This window comes from Paraburkholderia sp. D1E (assembly GCF_052682275.1).
In genome coordinates this window covers 7,610,906-7,633,206 of the sequence record NZ_JBQYMB010000001.1, presented here as the reverse complement: position 1 = coordinate 7,633,206, position 22,301 = coordinate 7,610,906, and the positions used below count along the sequence as shown (strand labels likewise).

Below are 22,301 nucleotides of genomic sequence, written 5' to 3'. Positions count from 1 at the left end.
TAAGATGACCCAACGTTTCGAATCGCCGGTTTCGCTCCGGCGCCGCCGGCTCATGTCCGCGCTGCCGGCTGCCGCGTTGCTCGGCGCAGCAGGCTCAGGCCTGATCTCGACAGCAGCCAGTGCAGCCGCGCCAGCTGGCGAGAAAACCAATCCGCCTGTCGATCTCAGCAAGGTCCGCTTGCGCGTCGCAACCTACAAAGGCGGCGACGCGACGCTGCTGAAAACGGCGGCCCTCGCGGATACGCCGTACACCATCGACTGGTCCGAGTTCCAGTCCGGCAACGCGATGGTCGAGGCGATGAACGGCGGCTCGCTCGATATCGCCTCGGGAAGCGAAATCCCGCCGATCTTCGCGCGCCTGCAGAACGCCCAGGTGCGCGTGATCGCCGTCTACAAGGACGACGTCAACAATCAGGTCGTGCTGGTGCCGAAGGGCTCGGCGATCCGTTCGATCGCCGATCTGAAGGGCAAACGCGTCGGCTATCTGCGCGCCACCACGACACATTACTACCTGCTGCGCATGCTCGAAGAGGCAGGGCTGTCGTTCAACGATATACAGGCCACCTCGCTCGCGCCGCGCGATGGCTTCGCCGCTTTCAACGCCGGTTCGCTCGATGCCTGGGCGATCTACGGCTACAACGTGCCGCTCGCGATCTCGCAAGCGGGGGCGCGTGTGTTGAAAAACGCTAACGGTTATCTGTCTGGCAACTATCTGTACTACGGGCACCCGTCGGTGCTCGCCGACCCGCAACGGCGCGCTGCATCCGCGGATCTGCTGGTGCGGCTGCAACGCGCCTGCGCGTGGTTCGGCCAGAATCAGGATGTATACGCGAAAGTATTGTCAGCCGAGTTGCGGGTGCCGGAAGAGGCGATCCGCTCCTTGTATCGCAACCAGAGCCAGGCGCGCCGCGTCACCGGCATCACGGCGGCGGACATCGCGAGCGAGCAGCAGGTTGCCGATACGTTCGCGCGCGCCGCGGTTATCGACAGGCATGTCGATGTCGCACCGATGTGGACCGACACCTTCAACGCCGCGCTCGCTCGCGGTGCGTGACCGATTCAAGTCAATCAACTGTGTGAATATTCGATGACTCAAGCTTTGAGACCGGACCGGCTGTGCGCGTTCGTCGGACGCATTGCGTCGCTTGTCGACGAGCATGTGCCCGAAGCACATCTGCTCGAAGCCGGCGGTGCCGCGCTCGGCGAACTGATCGCCCATGGCGACTGGTTGCCCGACGCCTTCGCGCAGCCCGACCCTGAGCGCTATCAGCAATTCTTGCTGCACGCCGATTCGCAGCAGCGTTTTTCGATTGTCAGTTTTGTATGGGGACCCGGGCAGTCCACACCGGTGCACGACCACACCGTATGGGGTTTGATCGGCGTGTTGCGTGGTGCGGAAATTGCTCAGGGATATCGCATCACGCCAGGCGGCGCGTTGGAGGAAGAGGGGGCGGCAAAGCGCCTCGACACCGGCGCGGTGGATGCCGTGTCGCCGCGCATTGGCGATATCCATCGCGTGAGTAATGCGTTTCGCGATCGTGCATCGATCAGCATTCACGTGTACGGTGGAAATATCGGCGCGGTGACGCGTTCCGTCTATCCCGTCGGCGGAGGCCGCAAAACCTTTATCTCCGGCTACTCGAACGACGTGTTGCCGAATATCTGGAATGTTTCGAAGGAGTCCCTGATCTCATGAGTTTCGTTAAAGAGTTCCGTATCCGATCATTCGAAGACGTGCGCCGCGCATTGCTCGATCGCGAGGAAATCGCGCTCGTCGACGTGCGCGAGGAGGACCCGCACGCGCGCAGTCATCCGCTGTTCGCGGCCAACCTGTCGCTCTCGCGTCTCGAACTGGAAGCGCCCGTGCGCTTGCCGCGCCGCGACGTGCCGGTCGTCGTGTTCGACAACGGCGAAGGGCTCGCCGAACGCGCAGTGCACCGTTTGAGCGAGCTGGGCTATACCGATGTCGCGTTGCTCGACGGTGGTTTGCAAGGCTGGCGCAAGGCGGGCGGCGAACTGTTCCAGGACGTCAACGTGCCGAGCAAGGCATTTGGCGAACTGGTCGAAAGCGAGCGCCATACGCCCTCGCTGGCAGCACCGCAGGTGCTGGCGCTGCTCGATCATGAAGCCGACGTGGTGGTGCTCGATGCACGCCGCTTCGACGAATACCACACCATGAATATTCCCGGCAGCATCAGCGTGCCGGGCGCGGAACTGGTGCTGCGCGCGCGGCAACTCGCGCCGGATCCGGCGACACGGATCATCGTTAATTGCGCGGGGCGTACGCGCAGCATCATCGGTGCGCAGTCGCTGATCAATGCGGGCGTGCCGAATCCGGTTGCGGCGCTGCGCAACGGCACCATCGGTTGGACGCTTGCCGGTCAGGCGCTTGCGCACGGCAGTTCGCGCCGTTTCGATCCGCTTGTCGATGACAAACTTCGTCTCGCCGCCACGGATTCCGCGCGGGGCGTGGCGGATCGCGCAAAGGTGGGCCGTACATCGCGCGACGAAGCGCGTCGTTGGGCCGACGAAGCGGTACGCACGGTCTATCGTTTCGACGTGCGCATGCCGGAAGAGTACGAAGCGGGCCACGTGCCCGGTTTTCGCAACGCGCCCGGCGGTCAACTGGTGCAGGAGACCGACATGTTCGCGCCGGTGCGCGGCGCGCGCGTGATCCTCGCCGACAACGACGGCGTGCGCGCGAACATGACCGCCTCGTGGCTCGCTCAGATGAACGTCGAAGTGTATGTGGTGGACGGCCTGGGCAATGCGGACTTCGGCGAAAAAGGCGCAGCGCCCGCTGCGCGCCATGCGCCCACGCCGCCTGCCACCGAGGAGATCACGCCGGCCGGCCTGGTGACGCTGCTGCAATCGCCCGGCACTGTCGTGCTGGATTTCACGACCAGCGCGAACTATGTGAAGCGCCATATTCCGGGCGCGTGGTTTGCGATTCGCGGGCAACTCGACGAAGCGCTGCGCAAGCTGCCGGATGCGCAACGGTATGTGGTGACCTGTGGCAGCAGTCTGCTTGCGCGCTTCGCCGCGCCTGAGTTGGCGGCGTTGACGGGGAAGCCGGTGCAGGTGCTAAGCGGTGGAACGAGCGCGTGGATCGAAGCGGGTCTGGCCGTAGAAAGCGGCGAGACGCGCCTGGCTTCGCCGCGCATCGATCGTTATCGTCGTCCGTACGAGGGGACCGATAACGCGCGCGAAGCGATGAACGCGTATCTGGAGTGGGAGTATGGCCTCGTTGCTCAACTTGGGCGCGATGGGACGCACGGCTTTCGCGTGATCTGAGATGTGTCCCTGAGCCAGGCAGATGAAGCGGGCGAATCGGCCGGATCAGCCGAAGCAAACAGCGTGCAACTCAGGCCGCGCGCTGCACGCGCGCTTCCTTGAATTGCCGCTCGATTGCCGCGCCGAAGCGCTCGACCGGCTGTTGCAATTTACCGAGCACGCGCGGATGCACGAGCCAGATATCGATGAGCGGCTTGAAGTCGCTGATCGAGACGATATCGAGTGCGTCCGCGTGAGCGCTGGCCTGCAGCAGCGGTAACGGCACGAGGCCCAGGCCGTTACCGTCAGCGACCAGTTGCAATTGCAATTCGGTGCCGAGCGTTTCCAGATTGAGCTTGAGCGCGAGCCCCATGCCCGTCAGCGTGCGTTGCAGGCCGTCGCGAAAGCCACATCCATCCGGATTCAACACCCACCCGATCGACTGGCATTCCGCCAGCGTATGCGCGCGCTTTTTCAGCATGCCTTTCTGCGCGACCACCGCCAGTTTGATGCGGCCAAGCGAGTGCGCCGACAATGTCTCGTCGAAAGTCTTGTTGGTGGGCAGCAGGATCGCCGCGGCGTCGAGTTCGCCCTGCTCGACGCGTTGCAGGAGCTGGCTGCCCCAACCGGTTGACGCACGCGCCTGCAGATCGGGGTAGGCCGCCTTGAGACCGCGCATCGCATCGGTAAGCGCGATGTCGGCAATGGTCTGCGCGACGCCGAGGCGCAGCGTGCCGACCGGCGGCGTGTCGGTGGCGACGATCTCGCGCAGCACGTCGAGTTCGCGCTGGATCACACGGCACTGTTCATAGACGACGCGGCCCGTTGCCGTCGCCTTGAGTGGGCGCGTATTACGGTCGAGCAGTTCGACGCCGAGCGCCTCCTCGAAATTCTGCAGGCGGCGCGTGATGGCCGGTTGCGTGAGCCCGAGCGAGAGCGCCGCCTGTTGCAGCGACTGACAGCGAATGACGGTGACGTATGCGTCTATTTCGTCGATCTTCATGATGAGCGGTGATTAAATGAGTACGCAACCGGGCGCAAGATTCGTGCGTTCGATAATACCCGTATCGATGTGCGAACACGCCTCGCGGCTCAAGAAAATTCGCATATTTGCTTAGCAGAATAATGCGTTTGTCTTATACAGATGCGTGCCTTATCGTCGATGGCAAATCACCAGGATGCCACGACGTAACCGCCGCTATGACGACTTCCCGTTCCTCTTTCTCTGTCTCATCCGCCTTGCAACGTACGTTGCTCAAGCCGCTCGGCGCGGCAATGCTTGCGTTGTGCGCAGCGGTTTGCGCAACGCAGTCCTATGCCGCCGATTTACCGGTGCTCAAAGTCGGCGATCAGGCTTTGCAAACACGCGGCATTCTCGAAGCGTCCGGTCAGCTGAAAGACCTGCCGTACAAGATCGAGTGGTTTAACTTTCCAGCTGCGCAACCGCTCGGCGAGGCTTTGAATGCGGGTGCCGTGGACGTCGGCGGCCTGGGTGATGCGCCTCTCGTGTTCGCGCTCGCTGCCGGCGCCCGGGTACGCGCGGTCGCGGCTACCCGGTCGAATCCGCTGGATCTGGCGATCGTCGTCGGCGCACATTCGCCGTTGAACGATGCAGCGAGCCTGAAGGGTAAACGCATTGCCACGACGCGCGGTTCGATCGGCCACTATCTCGCGCTCGCAGCACTGAAGAAGGCCAACGTGCCGCTTACTGAGGTCTCGTTCGTATTCCTCGCACCGGCCGATGCGAAGGCGGCGCTTGCGTCAGGCAGCGTCGATGCATGGTCGGTGTGGGACCCGTATACCGCGCTCGGCGAAGCGCGCGATCACGATCGCATCATCGCCAACGGCGTCGGCCTGTCCGAAGGGCTCAGCTATCAGGTCGCGACCGAACGCGCGATCGCGGACAAGCGCGTGCAACTCGCCGACTTCCTGCGGCGCGTGGCGATCGGCCAGCGTTGGGCGCTTTCGCATCCCGACGAGGTGGCGGCGATGCAATCAAAAGTCACGGGCCTGCCGACCGATGTGCTGAAAACCGTCTATCAGCGTGGCCAGGTGCATCCGGTGGCCATCGACGACAGCGTAGTCGCCGCGCAGCAGCGCACCGCCGATACCTACGAAGCCGCGAACGTGATTCGTGCCCATCTCGACGTGCGTACGAGCTTCGATCGCAGCTTCCCTCTGCCTTGATGCGGCCCGCAGGAGTCCTGATATGAACGCCCCGATTGCCGAAAGCGCGGTGACGCGCCGTCATCCACCGCTAGATAGCAATGCGTTCGACGCACTGCTCGCGCGGCTGACCAGCGAGTTTGCTGCAAGCGCGGCTCACTACGACCGCACGGCGGAATTTCCGCACGCCAATCTGGCGCGCCTGCATGAATTCGACCTGCTCTCGTTGACGGTGCCCGCATCGCTTGGCGGCGCGGGTGCGAGCTTGCCACAAGCCTTGAAAGTGGTGCGCGCGGTGGCGCGCGGCGAGCCATCCACGGCACTCGTGCTGGTGATGCAATACCTGTTTCATCATCGCTTGCAGGGCAACCCGCATTGGCCGGTCGAGCTGCGTGAACGTGTGGCGCGCGACGCGGTACGCGACGGCGCGCTGATCAATTCGCTGCGTGTCGAACCCGAATTGGGCACGCCGGCGCGCGGCGGTTTGCCATCGACTATTGCGAAGCGCAGCGCCGACGGCTGGATCATCGACGGCAGCAAGCTGTACTCGACCGGCAGCCCCGGCCTCACCTGGCTTGCGGTGTGGGCGCGCAGCGACGAGACGCCGCCGCGCGTCGGCGTCTGGCTGGTGCGTCGCGACACACCTGGCGTGCGGGTTGGCAGCGAATGGAATCATCTCGGCATGCGCGCCACGGGCAGTCATGAACTCGTGTTCGACAACGTGTTCGTGCCTGCCGGACACGCAGTGGATGTGCACCTGCCTGGCGAGCCGGGAGCCGGACTCGATGCGCTCGGCTTCGCGTGGATGAGCGTGCTGTTGTCGGCGGTGTACGACGGCGTCGCGCGGGCCACGCGCGACTGGTTCGCGCAATGGGCCGTCGCGCGCAAGCCCGGTAATCTTGGCGCGCCGCTCGCGAGCCTGCCCGCGTTTCAGCAGACGCTCGGCCGCATCGACGCATTGCTCTTCAGCAATCGCGTGTTGCTCGACGCGAGCGCGTATGCCGAACGCGTGACGCTCGACGAAGCGCCGCTCGTCAAATATACGGTGACGAATCAGTCGATCGAGGCGGTGCAACTGGCGGTTGAGGCGAGCGGCAATCCCGGCCTCTCCCGTGATAATCCACTCGAACGTCACTTTCGCGACGTGCTCTGTGCGCGGATTCATACGCCGCAGAACGATTCGGTGCTGCAGGGGGCGGGGCGCGTGGGTTTCGGGAACGGAGCAATCTGAGGGGAATGTGCCGGCTTGGATGGGCTACGTGTGCTCGCGAGGACGGCGAAGCATCTTCGCTGTGCCTGCGGGGAAGTCAATGCATTTTCGCTGCGTTTTGTCGTGCGTAAGGGTCGCGCGGCCGGCGCGCGGACCGCATGCCGCCCACCGCACGCCGCGGGCAATGTCGGTGCTGTGGTGCTGTGGAGCGCAAATCATCTGCCCATTCGGTGTAAACGCGCTCTCGTCTAAATCCGCCAATCCGTTTAGATTAGCGGCACTTGAAAGGCTTATCGAGGGACCAGGGCGGCCAAACAAGCAGCGGTCTGCCATTTCGGCGATGGCGCAAGGTTAGAGGCCAAGGTCGCTGACCGCTTCGCCCGGATCAGGCCGCTGCGCGTCGTCCGCAGTGCTGTGGTTTTTTGGCGGCTGTTCCGGCGGTTGTTTGTTTCTCGGTGTTTCTCACTGTTTCTCGGTTTGACCATATCGACCGACTTGGCGACGCTTTGCACAGCGTCGCTTTTTTGCTTCTGGTGATCGGTTTTCTTGGGCTCGGCGCGGGTTTGTTGTTCATTTGTCGTGCCTTTTCTTGATTGCTTAGTGGGCTATTAGTGTTGCCCCTGTGCGGGGCGGCACTTACTTTCTTTGCCGCCGCCCCTCCATGTCAGGCTAGTTGTCGCCTCACCCGAACCGATTGGTGTAAAGATGGGGGGCGGACAGCGAATGGAAGATGAAACGCTATTCAGCGGAAACCCGGGAATGGGTAATCCAGCAGATGATGCCGCCGTTCAATCGTGCGGTCATCGAGCTGGCGGGGGCGACGGGCATCACCACGGTGACGCTGCGGACCTGGCGGCAGCATGCAAGAGATACAGGGAAATTCATGCCGGGCAATGGCAAAACGGGCGATCAGTGGTCAAGCGCCGGGAAGTTCAGGGCGGTGCTGGAGACGGCGTCGCTCAACGAGATCGAGACCTCACAATACTGCCGCAGTAAAGGCATTTATCCGGAGCAGATCCGGCAGTGGCGCGAGGCGTGCGAGCAGGCCAACGCGGTGCCTGAAACGAAGCCCACGGCGGCCCAGCGCAACGAGGCGAAGGCTGCGCAAAAGCGCATCCGTGAACTCGAGCGCCAGCTCAAACGCGCTGACGCGGCCCGCGCGGAGGCGGCGGCCTTGCTGAATCTGCGAAAAAAAGCCGAAGCGATCTGGGGCAAGGAAGAGGAAGACTGATCAGCCGCCCGGATCGCGATGAAGCCATGCAGTTGATCGATGAAGCTGTACAGCAGGGAGCGCGCCGCTCGCGTGCGTGCGAGCAGTTGGGGCTCAGCGTGCGCAGTGTCCAGCGCTGGCGCCTGTCGCCGCAGGACGGGCGCGCTCAGGTGAAGCGTGCAGCGCCGCCCAACAGGCTGAGTGAGGCAGAACGTCAGGCCGTGCTCGATGCGGCCAACCGTCCGGGCTACGCGAGCCTGACGCCGCACCAGATCGTGCCGAAGCTGGCGGATGAAGGGATTTATCTGGCTTGCGAATCGACGTTCTACCGGATACTGAAAGCAGCAGGACAGGGCCAGCGCCGGGGCCGCGCGCGAGCCCCGCAACGACGCACGCTCACGACGCACTGTGCCGATGGTCCGAACCAGGTGTGGTGCTGGGATATCACGTGGATGCCGGGCACGGTCAGGGGCCGGTACTTCTACTGGTACATGATGAAAGACATCTACAGCCGCAAACTGGTGATGAACGAGGTGTGGGAGCAGGAGTCGGCTGAGCACGCGAGCGAGTTGCTGAACAAGGGATGTTTGCGTGAAGGTATCGCCGGGCGTCCGCTGGTGCTGCACTCGGATAACGGCAGTGCAATGAAAGGCGCCACGATGCGCGCGGCCATGATCGATCTGGGTGTGCAGCCTTCGTTCAGCCGGCCGCGCGTGAGCAACGACAATGCCTTTGCCGAGTCGCTGTTCCGCACGGCGAAGTACTGTCCGTTATGGCCCGAGCAGCCGTTCGACACGCTGGAGGCGGCCCGGGAATGGGTGCAGCGCTTCGTGCAGTGGTACAACGAAGAGCACTGTCACAGCGGCCTGAAGTATGTCAGTCCGGGGCAACGGCATCGCGGCGAAGCCAACGATCTGCTGGCCCGCCGGTGTGCGCTGTACGAAGACGCGCGCAGGCAGAACCCCGCACGCTGGTCAGGTGCCATCCGCAACTGGCACCTGGCAGACTCGGTCTATCTGAACCCGGAGCGAACTCACGCGTCGGCCAAAATGTATAAGCACGCAGCGTAACGGTTCATGCGACAACTACCTTGACACACACCGCCGCAAAGAAAGATAAGCAAAGAAAGCGGCTCACCCCGCTAATTCTTAAGCGGGTCCCCCGCGCAGCCACGGTAGTGGTACATCTGGAATCTGTGTTCCCGCACATTCGGCGTCAGTGACAAGGCAGTCATACTTCCGGCGGCGCTGCGCGCGCCGAAGGGCACTTCACTAAACCGACCACTACGTTTTCAGTCTCGCGCTCTGCACAGCACAGCACAGCACAGCACAGCGCCGTAGCGCCGTAGCCGGCCGTTGGGTCGCAAGGGAGGCGGCAACGGCAACTTCGGCTGCCTACTACGATCCGCCGCCCACGCCCACGCCCACGCCCACGCCCGCCGTCCACCGCTCACCGCCCTCCGCAGCCCTGCCGGCCTCGCTCGCGGTTTTTTCCGTGCGCGGTTATCCTGTAGTACACCCTACACAACGGGATGCGGGCGAATTGCCGCTTCGCATCCGTACAGGAACTCGCTGTGAGCCTGAAACTGCTTACCGTCGCGATGCTGGCCGCGTGCGTTGCGCTGACCGGTTGCGACGACCAACAGAGCGACCGCGCCGTGCAAAAACTCAAGGAATTCTTCAACGCCGTCAAGCCGGACGCGTTGTTGCTGAAGGATATGACGCCAGGCGTCACGACCGAGGCGCAGATCCGCGATCAGATGGGCAAGCCGGAAACCGAGCGCTCGTTTACCGACGGTTCGAAGCGCTTCGAATATCCGCGCGGCCCGCAAGGACTGAACACGTACATGGTCGACATCGACCGTGACGGCAAATTGCAAGCTATCACGCAGGTGCTGACCGCCGACAACTTCGGGAAGATTCGCGTTGGCATGAGCGAAGACGAAGTGCGCCGCCTGCTCGGCAAGCCAGGCCAGGTCGCCGTGTTTCCGCTCAAGCCGGAAACCGTGTGGAGCTGGAAGTGGCGCGAGGGCGGCGTGACTGAAGAAGGCATTTTCAACGTGCACTTCGACCAGTTTCAGAAGGTGTACACGACATCGCGCTCGGACGTGATACGCGGGCGATAGACGATAAAAGGCAGGCAACACATGATACATCGACGTCGATACAGCCGGATCGGGCTGGTGTTGGGAGGCGGCGCCGCACGTGGCTGGGCGCATATCGGTGCAATTCGCGCGTTGCTCGATGCAGGCATCAAGCCGGATGTGGTGTGCGGCACGTCGATCGGCGCGCTGGTCGGCGCCGTGTATGCAAACGGCGATCTCGACTGGCTCGAAGAATGGGTCTCGAAGCTCACCTGGCAAACGGTGGTGCGGCTACTCGATCTGCGTTTTTCGGGTGGCTTGCTCGGCGGGCGTAAGGTGATCCAGATATTCGCGGACAAATTCGACGGCCGCTCGATTGCGCAGTTGAACATGCCGTTCGCGGCGGTGGCCACCGAACTCGATTCGGGGCGCGAGACCTGGTTGCAGGACGGCAGCGTCGTTGACGCGGTGCGGGCTTCGATTGCGATTCCGGGGATTTTTACGCCGGTGTTTCACAACGGGGTGTGGCTGGTGGACGGCGGCCTGAGCAATCCGGTGCCGGTTTCGGTGGCGCGCGGCATGCGCGCGGACTGCGTGATCGCGGTCGATCTGAACAACGATATTCTGAATGGCCGCGATTTCGGCGGCGCGGTGGTCGAGACGCCAGCGATCGATCCGGCTGCGCCGCCGCCGGTCTCGCTGCGTCGTAACGGCAAGCCGTGGCCTCGCTGGCTTGCGCCTGCCGAAGGACGCGCTTCGGATGATGTGCGTGTGCCGCCGGCACCGAGTGCGCGTGTACCTTCGATGCTCAGTTCGATCGCGCAGAGTATCGACATCATGCAGGTGCGGATTACGCGTAGTCGCCTTGCCGGTGAGCCGGCGGATATTCTGATTCAGCCGCGGCTGGGCGGGATGGGGATTTTTGATTTTCATCGGGCCGGGCCGGCGATGGAAGAGGGGCGCGCGGCGGTGGAGTTTATGTTGCCGGCTATTCGGGCTAGGTTAGGGATTGAATAGGGTTTTTTGCCTGCGTGGCGCTTATTGTTGTGTGCCTCTGGTGTTGGCCTTTCCTTGAATTCTTATTGGTCTATTAGCGTTGCCTTGACCACTACAAATCAAGGGCAGGCCGCCGCCACAGGCAATCAGATAAACAAGCGCCGCGCAGGCAAATAGACAAAGGAAAGCCCACCTCCGTAGGCAAACCAACCAACAAAGCGCCGCGCAGGCAACCAAATCAAGCAAGGCCCCCGCCGCAGGCGCCCCCCACCTCTATCGAAAAAGCGACCCAAAACTTGCTAAATCGCGGCAGTGCCCACGGCACACTCGCCACCTTACAAACCCATATCCCCCACAAAACCCAGCGCTGCAAGCCCCCACCCGCACCAGGCGGCCCATTGCTGCACCGCAGCACACACTCCCCAGTCCTTTGAGAAATTAATTTTCGCTTGCGAGACTCCGCGCCATGCTGGACGAGTCGGGCAGCCGAAGCCGACACCGTCCATGACATCCTCAATAAACCTGGATGGAGACACGCGTGTTCCTATACGGCTTTGGTCCGGTGTTGCTGGCCGGCACGATCCAGACGATCGAGTTGTCCGTCCTGTCGCTGGCAGCGTCGGTGCTGCTCGGCCTCGCGGGTGCGGCGGCGAAACTCTCGTTCAACCGGCCGCTGCGGATGATCGCAACCGGCTATACGACGCTGATCCGCTCAGTGCCCGATCTCGTGCTGATGCTGCTGCTGTTCTACAGCATCCAGATCGCGGTCAACAATCTCACCGACGCGCTCAATCTGCCGCAGTTCGATATCGATCCGTTCGTGGCCGGTGTGTTGACGCTCGGCTTCATTTACGGCGCTTACTTCACCGAAACCTTCCGCGGCGCGTTTCTCGCCGTGCCGCGCGGCCAGCTCGAAGCGGGCAGTGCGTACGGCATGAGCGGCGCACGCGTGTTCACACGCATCCTGTTTCCGCAGATGATGCGCTTCGCGCTGCCGGGCATCGGCAACAACTGGCAGGTGCTGGTCAAGGCCACGGCGCTGGTGTCGATCATCGGTCTCGCCGATGTCGTCAAAGCCGCCCAGGACGCGGGCAAGAGCACCTTCAACATGTTCTTCTTCATCCTGATCGCCGCGCTGATCTATCTGGCGATCACCACCATGTCGAATCTCGTGCTGATCTGGCTGGAAAAGCGCTATTCGATCGGCGTGCGCCACGCGGAGCTCTAATCGACCATGATCGACATTCTCAATCAATTCTGGCGCGCGTTCCTGTACTGGGACGGTCAGCGCATGTCCGGTCTGGCAGTCACGCTGTGGTTGCTGGTGGCGTCGATCGGGATCGGCTTTTTCGCGTCGATTCCGCTTGCGGTGGCGCGCGTATCGAAGAAGCGCTGGCTGTCGACGCCGGTGCGTCTCTACACGTACGTGTTTCGCGGCACGCCGTTGTACGTGCAACTGTTGCTGATTTACACCGGCATGTACAGCCTCGAATTCGTGCGCTCGCATCAACTGCTCGACGCGTTTTTTCGCAGCGGTTTTCACTGCGCGATTCTCGCTTTCGCACTGAACACCTGCGCGTATACCACCGAGATTTTCGCCGGCGCGATCCGTTCGACTTCGCACGGGGAAGTGGAAGCGGCCCGTGCCTACGGCATGAGCTGGTTCACGATGTACCGCCGCATTGTGATACCGTCCGCGCTGCGCCGGGCGCTCCCGTTGTACAGTAACGAGGTGATCCTGATGCTGCATGCCACCACGGTCGCATTTACCGCCACGGTGCCGGACATCCTGAAGGTGGCGCGCGATGCGAATTCCGCCACGTATCAGTCGTTCGATGCGTTCGGCCTCGCGGCGCTGATTTACCTCGTGGTGTCGTTCGCGCTGGTGGCCCTGTTCCGCCGCGCCGAGCGTCACTGGCTGGGTTACCTGGCGGTGCGCACGCACTGAGCAGGCATGTTTCGATGCAACGGCGCGGCTGGGCCGTGCTGTCACGTAGATTGATCCGTATTTTCAAAGGGAGAGCATCTTGCTCCACACGACTCAAACCGAAGCTTGCAAGCTCGCCGTTCAGGACATCCACAAGCGCTACGGCGACAACGAAGTGCTCAAGGGCGTATCGCTGAACGCGAACAAGGGTGACGTGATCAGCATCATCGGCGCGAGCGGGTCGGGCAAGAGTACCTTCCTGCGCTGCATCAATTTTCTGGAGCGACCGAACGCGGGGCAGATCGTGGTCGACGGCGAAATGGTTAAAACCAAAGCCGACCGCGCCGGCAATCTGGAAGTGGCCGATCACAAGCAACTGCAACGCATCCGCACGAAACTCGCGATGGTGTTCCAGCACTTCAACTTGTGGGCCCACATGAACGTGATCGAGAACATCGTCGAAGCGCCGATTCATGTGCTCGGCATGTCGCGTCGCGAAGCGGAAGAACGTGCGCGCGAATATCTCGAGAAGGTAGGGCTCGCGCCGCGTCTGGAAAAGCAGTATCCGTCGCATCTGTCAGGTGGTCAGCAGCAGCGCGTGGCCATTGCGCGTGCACTGGCGATGAACCCCGACGTGATGCTGTTCGACGAGCCCACCTCCGCGCTCGACCCCGAACTGGTCGGCGAAGTGCTAAAGGTGATGCAGAAGCTCGCCGAAGAAGGCCGCACGATGATCGTCGTCACGCACGAAATGGGTTTCGCGCGCAATGTGTCGAACCACGTCATGTTTCTGCATCAGGGCCGCACCGAAGAAGAGGGCTTGCCCGCTGAAGTGCTGACCACGCCGCGCAGTGAACGGCTCAAGCAGTTCCTGTCCGGCAGTCTGAAGTAAGGCGCGGTTCGCGTTTTACTGAAAAGTGATGGCTCGCACGTCCAACCCGGCCCGCACCACGCAGGTCGCAATCGTCGCCTTGCCGCCGGTGTCGATGACGGGCGTCGGGCCGATTGTCGATGCGCTCAATCTCGCCAACGAAATCGATGGCCGGGCGCTGTACCGCGTGCAGGTGTGTTCGTGGGACGGCCGCGCAGTGCCTTTGTCGGGCGGCGCGCAATGGCCTGCCGATGCCGCCTTCGGCGATGCGATTTCGTGCGACTGGCTGATCATCGTCAGCGAACGGTTCCAGCAATTCGCCGACTATCGCCTCTTTCTCGCAAGTCTTTCGCGGGTCGGGCAGCGCACGCCGCTCGTCACCGGCATTCATCACGGTGTCTGGTGGCTGGCGATGGCGGGGCAGTTATCGGGCTATCGCGTGAGCGTCAACTGGGAAACCTACCAGCAGTTCTCCGAGCAGTTCGAGCGCTCGATCGTCACCCAGCAAATTTTCGAAATCGACCGTGATCGCGCAACCTGCGCGGGCGGTCAGGCAACCGTCGACTTCATGCTGGCGATGATCGGCCGCGACCATGGTCCGGAGTTGGCGGACCGGATTGCCGATACGCTCGGCGTCGGCGTGTTGCGTGCGGGCGAAGAGCGGCAGCGCATTCCGTACGTGACCGCGCCGGGCGAGCGCCATCCGCGCCTGAACGATGCGCTGATGCTGATGGAAGCGAATATCGAAGACCCGCTGACCACCGATGAAATCGCCGGTCTCGTCGATGTCTCGCGGCGTCAGTTGGAGCGCCTGTTTCGTCAGTATCTCGGCTCGATGCCATCCAAGTACTACCTGGGGTTGCGGCTTTCGAAAGCGCGCACGCAGTTGCAGCGCACCAGCAAATCGGTGGTGCAGATCAGTCTTGCTTGCGGATTTTCGTCGGCGGCGCACTTTTCGAATGCTTATCGCGAACGCTTTGGTGTCACACCACGCGAGGATCGTCGTAACTGGATCGATAAGCAGACTGGCGCCGCGGCCAGCGAGCCGCGACCGGCTGCGTTGATCGAACGGCCCGATCAGGCGGAATAGGCAAGCCGAGTAGGCAAGTCGAACAGGCAGGCGGAAAAAGCGAAAGGAACGGCCGGAAAGCGCGCTGTTTGCGACCGTCCAGCAACCAGTCCGCGACATATCCGCCTGGAAGCTCATAGAAAGCGTCGCGTATGCGCAAGACGTATCGCCTGCGGTTTCCTACACTACGTGTATTACCTCTCACCTGTAACGAGGATTTGCCATGAACGACCTGACTGTGACACGCCAGACCTTCGACGAAGTGATGGTGCCGGTGTTTTCGCCCGCCGCCTTCGTGCCGGATCGCGGTCTCGGCTCACGCGTCTGGGATACGCAAGGCCGCGACTATATCGACTTCGCCGGCGGTATAGCCGTGACCGCGCTCGGTCACGCGCATCCTGAACTGCTGAATGTGCTGCACGAGCAAGGTGGCAAGCTGTGGCACATCGGCAACGGCTACACCAACGAGCCGGTGCTACGTCTGGCCAAACGTCTCGAAGACCTGACCTTCGCCGATCGCGCGTTCTTCGCCAACTCGGGCGCGGAAGCGAACGAAGCAGCGTTGAAACTGGCGCGCCGCGTCGCGTTCGAACGCCACGGCGCCGACAAAGTCGAAATCATCTCGTTCACGCAGTCGTTCCATGGCCGCACATTCTTCACCGTGAGCGTCGGCGGCCAGCCGAAGTACTCAGAAGGTTTCGGCCCGGTGCCGGCCGGCATTATCCACTTGCCGTACAACGATATCGAAGCGGCGAAGAAAGCGATCGGCGCGAAGACCTGTGCGGTGATCGTCGAGCCGATCCAGGGCGAGGGCGGTGTGATCCCGGCCGATCCGGCGTTCCTGAAGGCGCTGCGCGAAGCCTGCGACCAGCACGGCGCACTGCTGATTTTTGACGAGGTACAAACGGGTGTGGGCCGCAGCGGTTATTTCTACGCGTATCAGGACAGCGGCGTGACGCCGGACATCCTGACTACCGCGAAGGCGCTCGGCAACGGTTTCCCGATCGGGGCGATGCTGACCACTAACGAACTGGCCGCGCACTTCAAGGTCGGCGTACATGGCACGACTTACGGCGGCAATCCGCTGGGCGCGGCGATCGCGGAGAAGGTGGTCGAGCTGGTCAGCGATCCGAAGCTGCTCGAAGGCGTGCGTACTCGCAGCGAAGCATTGAAGGGTCATCTCGCGAAGCTGAACGAACGCTTCGGTTTGTTCAAGGAAGTGCGTGGCAAGGGTCTGTTGATCGGTGCTGAATTGACCGATGCATTCAAGGGCCGCGCCAAAGATTTCGTCACCGCTGCGGGTCAGCACGGCGTGATCATGTTGATGGCGGGTCCCGACGTGCTGCGTTTCGTGCCGTCGCTGATCATGCCGCTCGACGATATGAACGAAGGCTTCGCGCGTCTGGCGAAGGCCATCGAAGAGATTGTCGGTGCGAAGGCCGAAACGGCGTCGCACTGATCGCTGGCACTGACTTGCTGCATTGATCATGCGTCACATTCAACAGGAACGATGATGCTCTTCGTACGCCCAAGCCGCCTCGCGGATCTCGATGCGCTCGAACATATGGCGCGCACCGCGCAACCGGTGCTGCATTCGCTACCGCACGACCGGCAAGCGCTCGAAGCGCGCGTCGCGCTATCGGAAGACTCGTTTCGCGCGGAAGCCGATTTTCCGGGCGAGGAGTTTTATCTGTTCGTACTCGAGGATGCAGAGAGCGGCAAGCTGATGGGCACGGCGAGCATTGTCGCCGCGGCCGGTTATTCGGACCCGTTCTACGCGTTTCGCAACGACGCGCTGATTCATGCGTCGCGCGAGTTGCACGTGAATCGCAAGATTCATGCGCTGACCATGTCGCATGAATTGACCGGCAAGAGCCGGCTTGCGGGCTATTACATCGATCCGTCGCTGCGCGGCGATGCGGCAGCGCATCTGATGTCGCGTGCGCGGATGATGTACATCGCCGCAAATCGCAAACGCTTCACGCCCGAGGTGTTCTCGTTGCTGCTCGGCGTGACCGACGATTCCGGTGTGTCGCCATTCTGGGAAGCCGTGGGGCGCAAGTTCTTTGGCCGTAACTTTGCCGACATCGAAATCGAATCGGGCGGACGCAGTCGCACCTTTATCGCTGAAGTGATGCCGACCTATCCGATCTATGTGCCCTTGCTGCCGGAAGCGGCGCAACGCGTGCTTGGTGAGCCGGATTCGAAGGCGTTGCTCGCGTATGAGATTCATCTCGAAGAGGGCTTCGAGACGGATCGCTTTATCGACATTTTCGATGCGGGTCCGGTGTTGACCGCACAAGTGGATCGCAGTGCCTGCGTGAAACGCAATGAAACGCGTGTGGTGCACGAAGCCGGCGCGGTTGCCGACGGCTCGACGTATCTGATCGCGCATAACGGGGCGGACGGCGAGTTCCGTTGCGTACTCGGTGAATTGCCGGCCGGTAAGGCAAACGGCGCGTCGTTGTCGCATGCGGCGCGTGCCGCGCTCGGCGTGCAGGAGGGCGACGCGGTACGCTGCGTGCCCCTGCATGAGCCGCATCAGGAAGAATTGACGGGAGACGCACAATGATCGTCGTTCGCGTTGTGCAACGAGGCGATGTGGACGCGCTTATGCGGCTCGCGCAGGAGACCGGCCCCGGTCTCACCACCTTCAAGCCGGATCGCGATGCACTGGCGGCGCGCGTTGAACGTGCCCGCCGCACAATGGAAAACCACGCCGAGCCGCACGAAGCCGGGTACTTCTTCGTCATGGAAGATACCGACACCGGCGACGTGGCAGGTGTATGCGGCATCGAAACCGCAGTCGGTTTGCAGCAACCGTTTTACAACTACCGCGTGAGCACGGTCGTGCACGCGAGCCAGGACCTCGGCATCTGGACGCGCATGCGTGCGCTGAACATCTCGCATGACCTCACGGGTTACGCCGAAGTGTGTTCGCTATTCCTGAGCCCGCGTTACCGCACGAGCGGCGTCGGCGGTCTGCTGTCGCGTTCGCGCTTCATGTTTCTCGCGCAGTTCCGCGAGCGCTTTCCGCAGCGTTTGTGCGCGGAATTGCGCGGCCATTTCGACGCGGAAGGCACCTCGCCGTTCTGGCGCGCAGTCGGCTCGCATTTCTACCAGATCGATTTCAACGCAGCGGACTATCTGAGCTCGCACGGCCGCAAGGCGTTTCTCGCCGAGCTGATGCCGCGCTATCCGGTGTATGTCGAACTGTTGCCGGAAGAGGCGCAGGAATGCGTCGGCCTCACGCATAGCGACACGATTCCGGCGCGCCGCATGCTCGAATCGGAGGGGCTGCGCTACGAGAATCACGTCGATATCTTCGATGCGGGCCCGGTGCTCGAATGCCATATCGCCGACTTGCGCACTGTGCGCGAAAGCGTGGTGGTGCCGGTCGAGATCGCCGATGTGCCGGCAGGCGCGCCGCAGGATGCACCGCGTTCACTGGTATCGAATACGTCGCTGGGCGATTTTCGCGTGGGCGCGGCTGCGGGCGTGCCGCAAGACGGCGTGTTCCGCATGAGCGCCGCCGAGGCGGCCGCACTCGACGTCAAGGCAGGCGACCCGGTGCGGGTGCTGCCGCTGAAACACAAACAAGGATGATCATGAGCGAGCTTTTCATCGACGGCGAATGGGCCGCCGGCACAGGACCCGCATTCGCGTCGCGCAACCCGGGTACGGGCGCGACGGTGTGGGAAGGCAACAGCGCCTCGGCGGACGACGTCGATCGTGCGGTACGCAGCGCACGCCGCGCGTTTGCAGCGTGGTCGGCCTTGAGCCTCGACGAGCGTTGCGGCGTGGTGCGCCGCTTCGCCGCGCTCGTGACGGAACGTAAAGAAGCGCTCGCTGAAGCGATTGGCCGGGAGACTGGCAAGCCGCTGTGGGAAGCGCGCACTGAAGCGGCGTCGATGGCGGCGAAGGTCGAAATTTCGATTCAGGCCTATAACGAACGCACCGGCGAAAAGCGTTCGCCGATGGCCGACGGCACTGCCGTGCTTCGGCATCGTCCGCATGGCGTGGTCGCCGTGTTCGGGCCGTATAACTTCCCGGGACATTTGCCGAACGGGCATATCGTGCCGGCGCTGATCGCGGGCAATGCGGTTGTGTTCAAGCCGTCAGAACTCGCGCCGGGTGTCGCGCGTCTGACCGTGCAGATCTGGCGCGATGCGGGTTTGCCTGCGGGCGTGCTGAACCTCGTGCAAGGCGAGAAAGAGACGGGCATTGCGCTCGCCAACCATCGGCAGATCGACGGCCTGTTCTTTACGGGTAGTTCGGATACCGGAACATTGCTGCACAAGCAGTTCGGCGGTCGTCCGGAGATCGTGCTGGCGTTGGAGATGGGCGGCAACAATCCGCTCGTGATCGGACCCGTGGCGGATGTCGATGCCGCTGTGCATCACACGATTCAGTCGGCGTTTCTGTCGGCGGGGCAACGTTGCACCTGCGCGCGCCGTATTTTTGTGCCGAACGATGCGTTCGGTGACCGCTTTGTAGAACGTCTTACCGAAGTGACTTCGCGTATCAGCGTCGGCGAATACGACGCCGATCCGCAGCCGTTCATGGGTGCGGTGATTTCCGCGCGGGCGGCTTCGCGCCTGGTCGCGGCGCAGGAGCGCTTGCTGGCCGACGGCGCGAAAGCACTGCTGAAAATGGAGCAGCGCGATCCGAAACTCGGCTTCGTCACGCCTGCGATTCTCGACGTGACCGCCGTGAAGAACCTGCCGGACGAAGAGCATTTCGGACCGCTGGCGCAGATCATTCGCTACGGCACTTTCGACGAAGCGATCGAAAAAGCCAACGACACCGAGTTCGGCCTCTCCGCCGGCCTGCTCGCCGACGACGAAGCGCTGTGGGCGCATTTCCAGCGCACCATCCGCGCGGGCATCGTCAACTGGAACCGGCCGACCAATGGGGCGTCGTCGGGCGCGCCGTTCGGTGGTCCGGGGCGTTCGGGCAATCACCGGCCGAGCGCGTACTACGCTGCCGACTATTGCGCGTATCCGATGGCGTCCGTCGAAAGCGCGCAACTGCAAATGCCCGCGAGCGTCTCGCCGGGTCTTCAATTCTAAGGATCGACGATGCAAGCCACTGAAGCCAATTTCGACGGTCTCGTCGGCCCGACCCACAATTACGCGGGGCTCTCGTTCGGCAACGTCGCGTCGCAGAACAACGAGAAGTCGGTTGCCAATCCTAAAGCGGCTGCCCGGCAGGGTCTGCGCAAGATGAAGCAGTTGGCCGACCTCGGTTTTCATCAAGGCGTGTTGCCGCCGCAGGAGCGTCCTTCGATGCGCCTCCTGCGCGAACTCGGCTTTTCGGGCGACGACGCAACGGTGATCGCCCGCGTTGCTAAAGACGCGCCCGAGTTGCTGGCCGCGGCGAGTTCGGCTTCGGCGATGTGGACCGCGAATGCCGCGACGGTGAGTCCGTCAGCCGACACGCACGACGGCCGCGTGCATTTCACGCCGGCCAATCTGTGCAGCAAGCTGCATCGCGCGATCGAGCATGAGTCGACGCGCCGCACCTTGCGCGCTATTTTCAGCGACACCGATCGTTTCGCGGTGCATGAGGCACTGACTGGCACGCCCGCCCTCGGCGACGAAGGCGCGGCGAATCACACGCGTTTCTGCTCGGAATACGGCACATGTGGCGTCGAATTCTTCGTCTACGGCCGCAGCGAATATCGCCGCGGACCGGAGCCGAAGCGTTTTCCCGCACGTCAGACGTTCGAGGCGAGCCGCGCGGTCGCGCATCGTCACGGTCTGAAAGAATCGGCCACCGTGTACGCACAACAGAACCCCGACGTGATCGACGCGGGCGTGTTCCATAACGACGTGATCGCGGTCGGCAATCGCACTACGCTGTTCTGCCATCAACTCGCTTTTGTCGAACAGAACGCGGTGTACGACGAACTGCGCACCAAGCTCTCGGGGCTGAAGGCCGAGTTCAACGTGATCGAGGTGCCGGACGCGCAAGTGAGCGTGTCCGACGCGGTCACGTCGTACCTGTTCAACAGCCAGTTGCTGACGCGCCCGGACGGCAAGCAGGTGTTGGTGGTGCCGCAGGAATGCCGCGAGAACGAGCGTGTGGGCGCCTATCTGGACGATCTGACCTCGCACACCGGGCCGATCGACGACGTGCTCGTGTTCGATCTGCGCGAAAGCATGAAGAACGGCGGTGGTCCGGCATGTCTGCGTCTGCGGGTGGCGCTGAACGATGTGGAGCGCGCGGCGGTGACGCCTGGCGTATGGATCAACGACAACCTGTTCGGCCGCCTCGATACGTGGATCGAAAAGCACTACCGCGATCGTCTCGCACCGTCCGATCTGACCGATCCGAACTTGCTCGCCGAGTCGCGCACCGCGCTCGATGAGCTGACGCAGATTCTCGGCCTGGGCTCCCTGTATGACTTCCAGCGCTAAGCACAGCATGCCGGTTCCGATGCTCGACGATTTTCTTGCCTATACGTTGGCGGGCACGCGGCCTGACGCGCAGGAAATGCAGGGCGCGTGTGCCGACAGCGGTGTGCGCTGGTCCTGGCTCGACGACGGCGTTCTGCAACTCGAACCGGCCTCGCATGACGTAGCCGCGCGCAGCGTGCTCGCTTCCGCCGGCGTGCATGGCGACGAGACAGCGCCGATCGAACTGCTTTCACGCCTCGTGCACGATATCGCGCAAGGCGACGCCGCGCTGACATGCCGCCTGCTGGTGATTCTCGGCAACGTCGATGCCATGCGCGACGCGTGCCGTTATCGCGACGACGATCTGAACCGGCTCTTCAGTGGACGTCACACGCAGGTGCCGCATAGCCACGAAGCGCCGCGCGCGGTGGCCCTGGAGCGTGCGGCAACGCAGTTCTTTGCCGCTGCTTCGCAAGAGCCTGGTGCTCGTTGGCATATCGACATGCACACGGCGATCCGCGCCTCCGCGTTCGAGCAATTCGCCTTGTTGCCGCACACCGGCACGCCGTTTTCGCGCGCGATGTTCGAGTGGCTCGGCGAAGCGCGCATCAGCGCAGTTTTGCTGCACACCACCAAGGGCAACACGTATTCGCACTTCACCGCGCAAGCATGCGGCGCCGAAGCGTGCACACTGGAACTCGGCAAGGTGCGTCCGTTCGGCCAGAACGATCTGACACGTTTTGCCGGTGCGGACGAAGCGCTGCGCCATCTGCTAGCCGGTACAAAGAACGGCAACGCGCCCGCGGCGATGCCGCGCGTGTTCACCGTGATCGACCAGCTCACCAAGCAAAGCGAAGCATTCGAATTGCTGCTTGCCGCCGATGTGCCGAATTTCACGCCCTTCGTAAAGAACACGGTGCTCGCACGCGATGGCGAGTATCGCTACACCGTGCGTCACGACGAAGAGCGCATCGTGTTTCCCAACGCAACGGTCAAACCGGGTTTGCGTGCGGGTCTGCTGGTCGTGGAGACCACCCAGGAAACGCTCGCGAAGCTCGTTTAGCCGTCCGCGGCATCATCTCCTTCACACCTCAT

The 22,301-nt window shown here is 62.7% G+C and carries 19 protein-coding genes; 18 read left to right on the top strand and 1 reads right to left on the bottom strand.

The genetic code is table 11. The annotated features are described in order from the left end of the window. Window positions 1-4 precede the first annotated feature (4 nt). From ACUN0E_RS34255 to ACUN0E_RS34245, 3 genes are read left to right on the top strand one after another with little or no spacing between them, the layout of a single operon-like run. Window positions 5-1,054 (top strand): ABC transporter substrate-binding protein, encoded by a 1,050-nt coding sequence (locus ACUN0E_RS34255; protein WP_445569392.1) that lies wholly within the window; start codon window positions 5-7, stop codon window positions 1,052-1,054. A 33-nt stretch (window positions 1,055-1,087) separates the two neighbouring features. Further along, on the top strand, window positions 1,088-1,696 hold the full coding sequence (locus ACUN0E_RS34250; RefSeq protein WP_445569391.1) for a cysteine dioxygenase family protein: 609 nt from the start codon (window positions 1,088-1,090) through the stop codon (window positions 1,694-1,696). Then, window positions 1,693-3,294 (top strand): rhodanese-related sulfurtransferase, encoded by a 1,602-nt coding sequence (locus ACUN0E_RS34245; protein WP_408394131.1) that lies wholly within the window; start codon window positions 1,693-1,695, stop codon window positions 3,292-3,294. Before ACUN0E_RS34250 ends, ACUN0E_RS34245 begins: the two co-directional genes overlap by 4 nt. A 70-nt stretch (window positions 3,295-3,364) precedes the next feature. Here the strand turns inward: ACUN0E_RS34245 and ACUN0E_RS34240 are convergent, their stop codons facing one another. Continuing rightward, complete coding sequence (locus ACUN0E_RS34240) at window positions 3,365-4,276, bottom strand: LysR family transcriptional regulator (RefSeq protein WP_445569390.1); 912 nt, start codon at window positions 4,274-4,276, stop codon at window positions 3,365-3,367. 272 nt (window positions 4,277-4,548) lie between these two features. On the opposite strand from ACUN0E_RS34240, the gene ACUN0E_RS34235 reads away from it, so the two are divergent. The 15 genes from ACUN0E_RS34235 to astE all read left to right on the top strand — a co-directional run bounded on the left by ACUN0E_RS34235 (window position 4,549) and on the right by astE (window position 22,269). After that, the gene (locus ACUN0E_RS34235) at window positions 4,549-5,460 is read left to right on the top strand and encodes an ABC transporter substrate-binding protein (protein WP_408242193.1); all 912 of its coding nucleotides are present in this window, start codon (window positions 4,549-4,551) and stop codon (window positions 5,458-5,460) included. Window positions 5,461-5,482: 22 nt separating this feature from the next. Next, entirely contained in the window at window positions 5,483-6,670 is a 1,188-nt protein-coding gene (locus ACUN0E_RS34230) for an acyl-CoA dehydrogenase family protein (protein WP_445569389.1), read from the top strand. A gap of 709 nt (window positions 6,671-7,379) precedes the next feature. Further along, a protein-coding gene (locus tag ACUN0E_RS34225; RefSeq protein WP_445566636.1) for an IS3 family transposase occupies window positions 7,380-8,929 on the top strand; the annotation gives its coding sequence in 2 pieces (ribosomal slippage) (window positions 7,380-7,854 and window positions 7,854-8,929; 1,551 coding nt in all). Between the two features lie 503 nt (window positions 8,930-9,432). Then, window positions 9,433-9,984 carry a hypothetical protein gene (locus ACUN0E_RS34220; protein ID WP_445569388.1) on the top strand — a complete coding sequence of 184 codons (552 nt, stop codon included), beginning with the start codon at window positions 9,433-9,435 and terminating at the stop codon, window positions 9,982-9,984. A gap of 21 nt (window positions 9,985-10,005) precedes the next feature. After that, window positions 10,006-10,959, top strand: coding sequence for a patatin-like phospholipase family protein (locus ACUN0E_RS34215; protein WP_408242425.1), 954 nt, complete (start codon window positions 10,006-10,008; stop codon window positions 10,957-10,959). A 517-nt stretch (window positions 10,960-11,476) separates the two neighbouring features. Continuing rightward, complete coding sequence (locus ACUN0E_RS34210) at window positions 11,477-12,166, top strand: ABC transporter permease (RefSeq protein WP_408241950.1); 690 nt, start codon at window positions 11,477-11,479, stop codon at window positions 12,164-12,166. A gap of 6 nt (window positions 12,167-12,172) precedes the next feature. Further along, on the top strand, window positions 12,173-12,886 hold the full coding sequence (locus tag ACUN0E_RS34205; RefSeq protein WP_408389138.1) for an ABC transporter permease: 714 nt from the start codon (window positions 12,173-12,175) through the stop codon (window positions 12,884-12,886). Window positions 12,887-12,965: 79 nt separating this feature from the next. After that, entirely contained in the window at window positions 12,966-13,757 is a 792-nt protein-coding gene (locus ACUN0E_RS34200) for an ABC transporter ATP-binding protein (RefSeq protein WP_054043063.1), read from the top strand. A gap of 28 nt (window positions 13,758-13,785) precedes the next feature. Further along, entirely contained in the window at window positions 13,786-14,826 is a 1,041-nt protein-coding gene (locus tag ACUN0E_RS34195; RefSeq protein WP_445569387.1) for a GlxA family transcriptional regulator, read from the top strand. 202 nt (window positions 14,827-15,028) lie between these two features. Continuing rightward, window positions 15,029-16,264: an aspartate aminotransferase family protein gene (locus ACUN0E_RS34190; RefSeq protein ID WP_408241946.1), complete on the top strand. Its 1,236-nt coding sequence runs from the start codon at window positions 15,029-15,031 to the stop codon at window positions 16,262-16,264. 54 nt (window positions 16,265-16,318) lie between these two features. Then, window positions 16,319-17,377 (top strand): arginine/ornithine succinyltransferase subunit alpha, encoded by a 1,059-nt coding sequence (aruF, locus tag ACUN0E_RS34185; protein ID WP_408241952.1) that lies wholly within the window; start codon window positions 16,319-16,321, stop codon window positions 17,375-17,377. Next, the gene (astA, locus tag ACUN0E_RS34180) at window positions 17,374-18,411 is read left to right on the top strand and encodes an arginine N-succinyltransferase (RefSeq protein ID WP_408241944.1); all 1,038 of its coding nucleotides are present in this window, start codon (window positions 17,374-17,376) and stop codon (window positions 18,409-18,411) included. The genes aruF and astA overlap by 4 nt, the downstream gene beginning before the upstream one ends. Before the next feature lie 2 nt (window positions 18,412-18,413). Next, on the top strand, window positions 18,414-19,877 hold the full coding sequence (astD, locus tag ACUN0E_RS34175) for a succinylglutamate-semialdehyde dehydrogenase (RefSeq protein WP_445569386.1): 1,464 nt from the start codon (window positions 18,414-18,416) through the stop codon (window positions 19,875-19,877). Between the two features lie 9 nt (window positions 19,878-19,886). After that, complete coding sequence (astB, locus tag ACUN0E_RS34170; protein ID WP_445569385.1) at window positions 19,887-21,227, top strand: N-succinylarginine dihydrolase; 1,341 nt, start codon at window positions 19,887-19,889, stop codon at window positions 21,225-21,227. Next, window positions 21,211-22,269: a succinylglutamate desuccinylase gene (gene astE, locus ACUN0E_RS34165; RefSeq protein WP_445569384.1), complete on the top strand. Its 1,059-nt coding sequence runs from the start codon at window positions 21,211-21,213 to the stop codon at window positions 22,267-22,269. The genes astB and astE overlap by 17 nt, the downstream gene beginning before the upstream one ends. Window positions 22,270-22,301 lie beyond the last annotated feature (32 nt).

What these genes read in the sequence shown, in the direction of transcription:
- ACUN0E_RS34240 (WP_445569390.1), bottom strand. Translation starts at nt 4,276, where the DNA reads ATGAAGATCGACGAAATAGACGCATACGTCACCGTCATTCGCTGTCAG.
- ACUN0E_RS34190 (WP_408241946.1), top strand. Translation starts at nt 15,029, where the DNA reads ATGAACGACCTGACTGTGACACGCCAGACCTTCGACGAAGTGATGGTG.
- ACUN0E_RS34245 (WP_408394131.1), top strand. Translation starts at nt 1,693, where the DNA reads ATGAGTTTCGTTAAAGAGTTCCGTATCCGATCATTCGAAGACGTGCGC.
- astB (WP_445569385.1), top strand. Translation starts at nt 19,887, where the DNA reads ATGCAAGCCACTGAAGCCAATTTCGACGGTCTCGTCGGCCCGACCCAC.
- ACUN0E_RS34255 (WP_445569392.1), top strand. Translation starts at nt 5, where the DNA reads ATGACCCAACGTTTCGAATCGCCGGTTTCGCTCCGGCGCCGCCGGCTC.
- astE (WP_445569384.1), top strand. Translation starts at nt 21,211, where the DNA reads ATGACTTCCAGCGCTAAGCACAGCATGCCGGTTCCGATGCTCGACGAT.
- ACUN0E_RS34235 (WP_408242193.1), top strand. Translation starts at nt 4,549, where the DNA reads ATGCTTGCGTTGTGCGCAGCGGTTTGCGCAACGCAGTCCTATGCCGCC.
- astD (WP_445569386.1), top strand. Translation starts at nt 18,414, where the DNA reads ATGAGCGAGCTTTTCATCGACGGCGAATGGGCCGCCGGCACAGGACCC.
- ACUN0E_RS34195 (WP_445569387.1), top strand. Translation starts at nt 13,786, where the DNA reads ATGGCTCGCACGTCCAACCCGGCCCGCACCACGCAGGTCGCAATCGTC.
- aruF (WP_408241952.1), top strand. Translation starts at nt 16,319, where the DNA reads ATGCTCTTCGTACGCCCAAGCCGCCTCGCGGATCTCGATGCGCTCGAA.
- ACUN0E_RS34205 (WP_408389138.1), top strand. Translation starts at nt 12,173, where the DNA reads ATGATCGACATTCTCAATCAATTCTGGCGCGCGTTCCTGTACTGGGAC.
- ACUN0E_RS34250 (WP_445569391.1), top strand. Translation starts at nt 1,088, where the DNA reads ATGACTCAAGCTTTGAGACCGGACCGGCTGTGCGCGTTCGTCGGACGC.
- ACUN0E_RS34230 (WP_445569389.1), top strand. Translation starts at nt 5,483, where the DNA reads ATGAACGCCCCGATTGCCGAAAGCGCGGTGACGCGCCGTCATCCACCG.
- astA (WP_408241944.1), top strand. Translation starts at nt 17,374, where the DNA reads ATGATCGTCGTTCGCGTTGTGCAACGAGGCGATGTGGACGCGCTTATG.
- ACUN0E_RS34215 (WP_408242425.1), top strand. Translation starts at nt 10,006, where the DNA reads ATGATACATCGACGTCGATACAGCCGGATCGGGCTGGTGTTGGGAGGC.